Here is an 8,887-nt window from a genome sequence, read left to right as displayed (position 1 = left end):
TGCCGCGGCACCTCACGGGCACCGGTTACACCTTCCTCGGCCTGCCGGAGCTGCGCACCGCGCTCGCGGAGCGCTACACGCGTCGAGGCACACCCACCAGCCCGGACGAGATCCTCGTGACCACCGGTGCCCAGCAGGCCATCTACCTGGTCCTGGCGTCCTTCGTCGGGCCCGGGGAGCGCGTCGTCGTCGAGCACCCCGCCTACCCGCACGCGATCTCCGCCGTGCGCGGTGTCGGCGGACGACCCGTGCCGGTACCCGTCGGCGTCGGCGGCGTCGACCTCGACCTGCTGGAGTCGACGATCCGGCAGAGCGCGCCGCGGGTGGTCCATCTCACGCCCGACTTCCACAACCCGACGGGTACCAGCCTCGACGCCGCCGCCCGCGAGCGGCTCCGCGAGATCGCTGCCCGGCACCGCACGCTGGTCGTCGGCGACGAGACCCTCACGGATCTCGCCCTGGACGGCGCCGGACCGCCCTGCTTCCTCGGTGCCGCGCCGGGACCGCACCTGCTCGCGATCGGCTCGGCGTCGAAGTCGTTCTGGGGCGGGCTGCGCGTCGGCTGGGTCAGGGCGCGCCGCGACGTCGTGGCCCGGCTCGGTCAGGAACGGGCCCGCCACGACCTCAGCACGGGCCTGCTCGACCAGCTCGTCACGCTCGAGCTGCTCGGGGAGCAGGAGACGGTCCTCGCCGAGCGGCGCGCCGAGCTCAGGGGGCGCCGTGACGCGCTGGTCGCCGCGCTGGCGCGAGAGCTCCCGTGGACCCACGAGCTCCCGGCGGGCGGTCTCTCGCTGTGGGCCGACCTCGGGGCTCCGCTGTCCTCGACCCTGGCTGCCGTCGCGCCGCAGCACGGGGTCCTCGTCTCCCCCGGCACGATCTTCGGCGTCGACGGCGCGTTCGAGAACCGCATGCGTCTCCCGTTCAGCGCCGATGTCGACCGCATCGACAGAGGCGTCGCGGCGCTCGCGGCCGCGTGGCACAGCCTCGACGCCGGGTCCCGACCCGGCCGACGCCCCCAGGACGCCGTTCTGGTGTGATCGGGCCTCAGTCGCGGCGCAACGACACCTCGGGGCCGACCACCCGGTCCCCGTCGAGCAGCCGGGCCGCCACGACGGACTCGCCGGCCAGACGCCGCCACTGCTCCCCGAGCCAGGCCTCCGCGTCGAAGCGGGTCGTGAAGGCGGGGCTCAGGGGACGGTCGAGGACCACCCCGCCCTCGCCGAGCATCTGCCAGGTCCACGGTGCGGGGCTCATCGCATCTCCTCGTGCCGGGCCAGGCCGCGGTTGATCCGGGAGGCCCAGAACGGCCCGCGGTAGATGAAGCCGGTGTAGCCCTGGACCAGGTCGGCGCCGGCGTCGAGGTAGGCCTGGGCGTCCTGCGTGCTCATCACCCCGCCGACCCCCATGATCACGGGCCCCTCGCCGAGCCGGGACCGGAGCCGGGTGACCACCTCGAGGCCGCGGGTCAGGAGCGGCGGGCCGGACAGCCCTCCCTCGCCCAGCTCGTGGGCGATGGTCGTGTTGACCGCCACGACGCCGTCAAGACCCAGCTCGAGGGCGAGGGCCGCGACCTCGTCGACGTCCTGGTCGGCCAGGTCGGGGGCGATCTTGACCAGCAACGGGCACCGGCCGGGCGCCGTCGCGGAGTCCGCGGCCTCCCGTGCCGCGACGAGCAGGGGGCGCAGGGAGGCCACCGACTGGAGGTCGCGCAGCCCCGGCGTGTTCGGCGAGGAGACGTTCACCACCAGGTAGTCGGCCCAGGGTGCGAGGATCCGGGCGCAGGTCGCGTAGTCCTGTGCCGCGTCCTGCGCGGAGGTGAGCTTGTTCTTCCCGATGTTCACCCCGACGACGGCCGCCCTCCCGGCCGGTGTGGAGCGCAGCGCGCGCAGCCGGGCCGCGACGGCTGCCGCCCCGCTGTTGTTGAAGCCCATCCGGTTGCGCAGCGCCTCCTGGTCGAGCACGCGCCACAACCGCGGCGGCTCGTTGCCCGGCTGAGCCACGGGCGTCACCGTCCCGACCTCGACGAACCCGAAGCCGAGCATCGTCAGGCCGAGGACCCCCTCGCCGTCCTTGTCGAAGCCGGCCGCGAGGCCGAACCGACCGGGCACCTCCCGGCCGAGGATCCGCACGGCGACCCCGCGAGGGGCGAGCGCCCGACGCAGGGCCCACCCGAGGACCGGGGTCGCCGCGGCGATCCGGATCGCCGTGAACGCGAGGTGATGGGCGCGCTCGGGGGCGAGCCGACGAAGGACGGTGGTGAAGAGCAACCGGTACACGTGGCAGAACCTACCCGGCCGCGGACGGGACGGGGGGCGCCTGCGGTCGGGTGCGGCGCAGCCACAGCAGCCCCAGGACCGGCAGCACGAGCGGGACCAGCCCGTAGCCGAGCCCGAAGTCGGACCAGACGGTCGCGTCGGGGAACAGCTCCGGCCGCAGGACGGACAGGGACCCGACGGCCAGCACCCCGATCATCTCCGTGCCGACGGCGAGCCAGGCGATCGCGCGCCACCGGCCGGCGCCACGTGCCAGGGCGACGGTCGCCAGGACGTAGACCACGGCGGACAGCCCGGACAGCGCGTAGGCGAGGGGCGCCGCCGCCCAGTCGGTGAGGATCTGGACGCCGGAGCGCGCGGACGCCGCCAGGGCGAGGACCCCGTAGACGGCCACGAGCGCGCGGCCGGGACCTGCGGAGGTCGGTCGGGGTGGGACGGGGGTCGCGTCGGACGAGGGGGTCGTGCTCACGCTGAGACCCTAGGGCCCGCGATCGAGGAGTGCGTACGGGCGCCGTCAGGCTCCCCAGACCTGCACCATGCGCAGCTGGAGGAAGGCGACGGTGAGCGCGGCGACCACGAGCACGACCGAGCTCCATCGGCTGCGCTCGGCGAACGCCCACAGCGCCGCGAGCGGGAGCACGACGAGCGTCGTCACCGCGTACCCCCAGAACGTCGGGGCGTCGAGCGGGCCGTCCCCACCGAGCGCGCGGACGATCGCGAGCACGAGCTGGACCACGAGCAGCCCCTCGACGACCGCCGCCCCCCACAGCTGGCGCAGCACGACGGCGCGGTCGCGCAGGGCGAACCAGCCGGCCCACCCGGCCAGGAGCACGGAGGTGAGGGCGACGAGCACGACCAGGGGTGTCCACACGGGCGCGACGATACGGACGCCAGGCCCCGGCGCGCACCTCCGCGCGTCCTTCGGACGGTCCCGTGCGCGGGTCGCTCGCGCGGGAGGACCCATCGAGCCCTGCCACCCCTCCGGGCGCCCCGCGTGCGGCGTCGGTCGCCGCCCACGCCGGATCGGCGTCTAGCATCGACACGTGATCACGCTGACATCGACCGACCCTGCCCGTTGTGCCGCTGACGTCCTCGTCGTGGCCGTCGCCACCTCCTCCCCCGGCGCCGTCGTCGTCCTCGGGGACGACGTGCCCGCCGCCATCCGCACCGCGCTCGGCGCACCCGGTCTCGGGGTGTCGGGCGAGATCGACGCCGTGAGCCGCATCCCGTCCTCCGGGCTCGCCAAGGCGCCCGTCATCGCGACGGTCGGCGTCGGCGCGGTCGACGGCCCCGTGAGCGCCGAGACGCTGCGCCGGGCAGCCGGCACGGCGGCGCGCGTGCTGACCGGCGTGACCTCCCTCGCCCTCGCCCTTCCCGCGAAGGACGCCGACCTGGTCGCGGCCGTCGCCGAGGGTGCCCTCATCGGCGCCTACACCTTCGACCGCTACCGCGAGGTCCCGGCGCACCTGCGGCCGGCGGACGAGGTGCAGCTCGTGACCCCGGTGGCGAGGTCCTCGGCCGCGCGCGCAGCGGTCGAGCGCGCCCAGGTCGTCGGTTCCGCCGTCCACGGCGTGCGTGACCTGGTCAACACCAGCCCGCTGGACCTCTTCCCCGCGGCCTTCGCCGACACGGCGCGGGCAGCCGCCAAGGGCACCAAGGTCAAGGTCACCGTCCTGGACGAGAAGGAGCTCGCCGCAGGCGGGTACGGCGGTCTCGTCGCCGTCGGCCAGGGCTCCACGCGCCCGCCGCGACTGGTCAAGGTCGTCTGGGCGCCGCCGCGTGCCAAGAAGTCGGTCGCCCTCGTCGGCAAGGGCATCACGTTCGACTCGGGTGGCCTGTCGATCAAGCCGGCCAAGGGCATGGAGGCGATGAAGTCGGACATGGCCGGTGCCGCCGCCGTGCTGCACACGGTGCTCGCCGCCGCGCAGCTCGGGCTGCCGATCAAGGTCACCGGATGGCTCTGCCTCGCCGAGAACATGCCGTCCGGTTCGGCGCAGCGGCCGTCGGACGTCATCACCCAGCGCGGCGGGAAGACCGTCGAGGTGCTCAACACCGACGCCGAGGGCCGGCTGGTCCTGGCGGACGGCCTCGTCGCCGCGTGCGAGGAGAAGCCGGACGCCGTGCTCGACGTCGCGACCCTCACCGGGGCGCAGCTCGTGGCCCTCGGCCCTCGGGTCTCCGCGGTGATGGGCACCGACGACATGCGCGACGAGGTGGTGACCGCCGCCGCCCGGTCGGGCGAGCAGTTCTGGCCGATGCCGCTCCCGGTCGAGCTGCGCGCCACGCTGAAGTCCTCCGTCGCCGACATGGCGAACATCGGCGACCGGTTCGGCGGGATGCTCACCGCCGGGCTGTTCCTCAAGGAGTTCGTCGGGGACACCCCGTGGGCGCACCTCGACATCGCCGGGCCGGCCTTCAACGAGGGCGCGGCGCACGGCTACACCGGTGTCGGCGGGACAGGGGTGGCCGTGCGCACCCTGCTCAGCCTGCTCGAGGCCCGCTGAGCCGGGCTCTCACCGGGGCGCGCGGGACCTCAGCGTCCCGCGCGCGTCTGGCGTGAGGTCCAGTCGCGCATCCGCTGCGGGTATCCCGTCAGCTGCACGTCGTAGACCGGGATCGACAGGTCCCGGGCGATCTGCCGCGCGGTCCGGGGGTCCGGGACCTTGCGGCGGGTCCACTCCCCCGTCGTGGCGATGAGGACGACGGTCGTCTGCGTGACGCGCGTCGCCGGCTCGATGTAGGCCTCGACCCCCACCCGCGTGCGGACGAACTCCGCGAGGTACTCCTCCGTCGCTCGCCGCGTGGCGGCGCCGGGCCGGGGTTCGCCGGCTTCGGTCTCGTCTCGGCGTCGCCCGAACAATCGCATCCGTCCAGGGTACGGGCACCACGTGCAGGGCTCGACGGGACAAGACGTAGGATGTTTGCCGATGGTCTTCGGTCTCGTCTTCGACGCTCAGGTTCACGCTTGCTCGCCGGTGATGACAAGATGGCCGGAGCGCCCGACCCACTGCCGTGCCCGAGGGGAGCCTGACTGTGCCTGACACCGTCTTCGACATCGTGGTCCTGGGCGGAGGGAGTGGCGGCTACGCCACGGCCCTGCGTGCCACGGAGCTCGGACTGACCGTTGCCTTGATCGAGTCCGGCAAGGTCGGCGGGACCTGCCTGCACAACGGCTGCATCCCGACCAAGGCCCTGCTGCACGCGGCCGAGGTCGCCGACTCCGCCCGCGAGAGCGAGAAGTACGGCGTCCGCGCCACGCTCGAGGGCATCGACATGAACGCCGTGAACTCCTACAAGGACGGCGTGATCTCGCGGCTCTACAAGGGCCTGCAGGGCCTGGTGAAGGCGCACCAGATCACCTTCGTCGAGGGTCACGGCCGGCTGGTGGCCCAGGACACCGTCGAGGTGAACGGCGAGCGGTACACCGGGAAGCACGTCGTGCTGGCCACCGGCTCCTACGCCCGCTCGCTCCCCGGCCTGGAGATCGGCGGTCGCGTGATGACCTCCGACCAGGCCCTCAACCTCGACTACGTGCCGTCCTCCGTCGTCGTCCTCGGCGGCGGCGTCATCGGCTGCGAGTTCGCGAGCGTGTGGACCTCCTTCGGCACCAAGGTGACCATCGTCGAGGCGCTTCCGCACCTGGTCCCCAACGAGGACGAGGCCGTGAGCAAGGCCTTCGAGCGCGCCTTCCGCAAGCGCAAGATCGACTTCTCCACCGGCGTCCGCTTCCAGGGTGTGACGCAGGACGACAACGGGGTGCACGTCACGCTGGAGAACGGCACCACCTACGACGCCGACCTGCTGCTGGTCGCCGTCGGGCGCGGGCCGCGCACGGCCGACCTCGGCTACGAGGAGCAGGGCGTGCCGATGGACCGCGGCTTCGTCCTCACCGACGAGCGGCTGCACACCGGGGTCGCGAACATCCACGCGGTCGGCGACATCGTCCCCGGCCTGCAGCTCGCGCACCGCGGATTCCAGCAGGGCATCTTCGTCGCGGAGGAGATCGCCGGGCTCGCCCCCGTCGCGATCGTCGAGTCGGGCATCCCGCGCGTGACCTACTCCGAGCCGGAGGTCGCCTCCGTCGGGGTCACCGAGGCCAAGGCCCGCGAGCTCTACGGCGCCGACGCGGTCGACGTCGTCGAGTACAACCTCGGCGGGAACGGCAAGAGCCAGATCCTCGGGACCGCGGGCTTCGTCAAGCTCGTCCGGCAGAAGGACGGCCCCGTGGTCGGGGTCCACATGATCGGAGCCCGCGTCGGCGAGCTCATCGGGGAGGGCCAGCTCATCGTCAACTGGGAGGCCTACCCGGAGGACGTCGCCACGTTGGTGCACGCCCACCCCACGCAGAACGAGGCGCTCGGCGAGGCCTTCCTCGCTCTCGCCGGCAAGCCCCTTCACGCCCACAACTGATCAAGGAGACGCCAGGTCATGTCTGACTCTGTGCTGATGCCGGCTCTCGGCGAGAGCGTCACCGAAGGCACCGTCACGCGGTGGCTCAAGCAGGTCGGTGACACCGTAGCGATCGACGAACCGCTGCTCGAGGTCTCGACCGACAAGGTCGACACCGAGATCCCCTCGCCGTTCGCGGGGACGCTCACCGAGATCCTCGTGGGCGAGGACGAGACGGTGGAGGTCGGCACCGCGCTGGCCACCATCGGCGCGGCCGGCGAGACCGCTGCTGCGGCTCCTGCCGAGCAGGCGCCTGTCGAGGCCGCCCCGGCTCCTGCCGCCGAGGCCGCACCGGCCCCGGCAGAGGCACCGGCGCCCGCTGCTCCCGAAGCCCCGGCCGCCCCGCCCGCCCCGGCCGCCGGTGGGGCTGCCCAGGACGTGACGATGCCCGCCCTCGGCGAGAGCGTCACCGAGGGGACGGTCACGCGGTGGCTCAAGCAGGTCGGTGACAGCGTCGCCGTCGACGAGCCGCTGCTCGAGGTCTCGACCGACAAGGTCGACACCGAGATCCCCTCGCCGTTCGCGGGGACGCTCACCGAGATCCTCGTGGGCGAGGACGAGACCGTCGAGGTCGGCACCGCTCTCGCACGGATCGGCGAAGCAGGCGCTGCTGCGCCCGCCGCACCGGCTGCCGAGCCCGCACCCGCCCCGGCAGCCGAGGCGCCGCCGGCTCCTGCAGCGCCTGCTCCGGCCGCACCTGCCGCACCTGCAGCACCTGCAGCACCCGCAGCCGCCGCGCCTGCCGCGGCCCCGGCAGCGGCTCCCGTCTCGAGCGCCGGTGGCTACCTCACCCCGCTCGTGCGCAAGCTCGCCGGGGAGAAGGGCGTCGACCTGGCCCAGGTCACCGGGACCGGGGTGGGCGGACGGATCCGCAAGGAGGACGTGCTGGAAGCGGCTGCTGCCGCCGAGCGCGCCCGTGCCGCGGCCGCTGCTCCGGCAGCACCGGCACCCGCGGCACCCGCCGCGGCCACGTCGGCTGCCGCCGTCTCGCCACTGCGGGGCACCACCGAGAAGGCCAGTCGACTCCGCCAGGTCATCGCCTCGCGGATGGTCGAGTCGCTGCACTCCATGGCTCAGCTCACGTCCGTGGTCGAGGTCGACGTCACCAAGGTCGCGCGACTGCGGACCAAGGCGAAGGCCGGCTTCGCGGCACGGGAGGGTGTCAACCTCACCTACCTGCCGTTCTTCGTCCTCGCTGCGACGGAGGCACTCAAGGCCCACCCGAAGATCAACGGGGTCCTGGACGGCAACCAGATCACGTACCACGGCGAGGAGAACATCGGCATCGCCGTCGACACCGAGCGTGGGCTCGTCGTCCCGGTCATCCGCGGCGCGGGCGACCTCAACCTCGGCGGGATCGCCCGGAAGATCGCCGACCTCGCCGTGCGCACGCGGGAGAACAAGGTCACCCCTGACGAGCTCAGCGGTGGGACGTTCACCGTGACCAACACGGGCTCGGGCGGGGCGCTCTTCGACACCCCGATCGTGCCCGGCGGGACCTCGGCCATCCTCGGCACCGGTGCGATCGTCAAGCGCCCGGTCGTCGCGGTCGACGAGATGGGCTCCGAGTACATCACCGTCCGGTCGATGTGCTACCTGGCCCTGAGCTACGACCACCGCCTCGTCGACGGCGCGGACGCCTCGCGGTACCTGATGGCCGTGAAGAAGCGCATCGAGGACGGCGACTTCGAGGCCGAGGTCGGTCTCTAGGTGCATGTCGTCGTCGCCGGGTCGCACGGGCTCATCGGCTCGGCCCTCGTCGCGCGTCTGACGGCCGCCGGACATCGCGTCCGGCGGCTCGTCAGGCGCCAGGCCCGGTCGAGCCGCGAGATCGGCTGGGACCCCTACGACGACGTGCTCGACCCCGACGACCTGCGTGGTGTCGATGCCGTGGTCAACCTCGGCGGCGCCGGGATCGGCGACCACCTGTGGACCCCGGCCTACCGGCGCACGATCCTGCGCTCGCGCACGGTCCCGACGGGGCTGCTCGCCCGCACCCTCGCCTCGATGGACGACGGTCCGCGCGTCCTCCTGCAGGCGTCGGCTGTGGGCTTCTACGGCGACCGTGGGAACGATCCCCTCACCGAGGCCTCTGCTCCCGGTACGGGCTTCCTCGCCGACGTCGTCCGCTCGTGGGAGGCGGCGACCAGCCCGCTCGACGGGAC

The 8,887-nt window shown here is 73.3% G+C and carries 10 protein-coding genes; 5 read left to right on the top strand and 5 right to left on the bottom strand.

Annotation, left to right across the window (positions count from 1 at the left end; translation table 11 throughout):
• Positions 1 to 1,037: PLP-dependent aminotransferase family protein (locus ABWK99_RS10245; protein ID WP_372594603.1), on the top strand; the 1,037-nt coding region annotated here is incomplete at its 5' end.
• A gap of 7 nt (positions 1,038 to 1,044) precedes the next feature.
• Here the strand turns inward: ABWK99_RS10245 and ABWK99_RS10240 are convergent.
• From ABWK99_RS10240 to ABWK99_RS10225, 4 genes are read right to left on the bottom strand one after another with little or no spacing between them, the layout of a single operon-like run.
• The gene (locus tag ABWK99_RS10240) at positions 1,045 to 1,254 is read right to left on the bottom strand and encodes a hypothetical protein (protein ID WP_372594602.1); all 210 of its coding nucleotides are present in this window, start codon (positions 1,252 to 1,254) and stop codon (positions 1,045 to 1,047) included.
• Positions 1,251 to 2,276 carry a quinone-dependent dihydroorotate dehydrogenase gene (locus tag ABWK99_RS10235; protein WP_372594601.1) on the bottom strand — a complete coding sequence of 342 codons (1,026 nt, stop codon included), beginning with the start codon at positions 2,274 to 2,276 and terminating at the stop codon, positions 1,251 to 1,253. Before ABWK99_RS10235 ends, ABWK99_RS10240 begins: the two co-directional genes overlap by 4 nt.
• 10 nt (positions 2,277 to 2,286) lie before the next feature.
• On the bottom strand, positions 2,287 to 2,742 hold the full coding sequence (locus ABWK99_RS10230) for a hypothetical protein (protein WP_372594600.1): 456 nt from the start codon (positions 2,740 to 2,742) through the stop codon (positions 2,287 to 2,289).
• Between the two features lie 45 nt (positions 2,743 to 2,787).
• Entirely contained in the window at positions 2,788 to 3,144 is a 357-nt protein-coding gene (locus ABWK99_RS10225) for a hypothetical protein (protein WP_372594599.1), read from the bottom strand.
• Between the two features lie 172 nt (positions 3,145 to 3,316).
• Here ABWK99_RS10225 and ABWK99_RS10220 point away from each other — a divergent pair, with 172 nt between their 5' ends.
• On the top strand, positions 3,317 to 4,777 hold the full coding sequence (locus ABWK99_RS10220) for a leucyl aminopeptidase (RefSeq protein WP_372594598.1): 1,461 nt from the start codon (positions 3,317 to 3,319) through the stop codon (positions 4,775 to 4,777).
• Positions 4,778 to 4,806: 29 nt separating this feature from the next.
• On the opposite strand, the gene ABWK99_RS10215 is transcribed toward ABWK99_RS10220, so the two are convergent.
• Positions 4,807 to 5,139 carry an oxidoreductase gene (locus tag ABWK99_RS10215; protein WP_372594597.1) on the bottom strand — a complete coding sequence of 111 codons (333 nt, stop codon included), beginning with the start codon at positions 5,137 to 5,139 and terminating at the stop codon, positions 4,807 to 4,809.
• Positions 5,140 to 5,306: 167 nt separating this feature from the next.
• Between ABWK99_RS10215 and lpdA the strand changes: the two genes are divergently transcribed.
• The 3 genes from lpdA to ABWK99_RS10200 all read left to right on the top strand — a co-directional run.
• Positions 5,307 to 6,683 (top strand): dihydrolipoyl dehydrogenase, encoded by a 1,377-nt coding sequence (gene lpdA, locus ABWK99_RS10210; RefSeq protein ID WP_372594596.1) that lies wholly within the window; start codon positions 5,307 to 5,309, stop codon positions 6,681 to 6,683.
• 18 nt (positions 6,684 to 6,701) lie between these two features.
• Positions 6,702 to 8,432: a 2-oxoglutarate dehydrogenase, E2 component, dihydrolipoamide succinyltransferase gene (gene sucB / locus ABWK99_RS10205; protein WP_372594595.1), complete on the top strand. Its 1,731-nt coding sequence runs from the start codon at positions 6,702 to 6,704 to the stop codon at positions 8,430 to 8,432.
• Positions 8,433 to 8,887 (top strand): NAD-dependent epimerase/dehydratase family protein (locus ABWK99_RS10200; protein ID WP_372594594.1); only part of this gene is annotated, 455 nt, incomplete at its 3' end. It abuts the gene before it with no gap.

Source organism: Actinotalea sp. (assembly GCF_041597215.1).
GTDB lineage: Bacteria > Actinomycetota > Actinomycetes > Actinomycetales > Cellulomonadaceae > Actinotalea.
Note: the sequence above shows the minus strand (reverse complement) of the source record. Positions and strands in the feature narration are given on the sequence as shown.

Excerpts from the sequence above, each read along its gene's own strand:
- ABWK99_RS10240 (WP_372594602.1), bottom strand. The coding sequence starts at position 1,254 with ATGAGCCCCGCACCGTGGACCTGGCAGATGCTCGGCGAGGGCGGGGTG.
- ABWK99_RS10215 (WP_372594597.1), bottom strand. The coding sequence starts at position 5,139 with ATGCGATTGTTCGGGCGACGCCGAGACGAGACCGAAGCCGGCGAACCC.
- sucB (WP_372594595.1), top strand. The coding sequence starts at position 6,702 with ATGTCTGACTCTGTGCTGATGCCGGCTCTCGGCGAGAGCGTCACCGAA.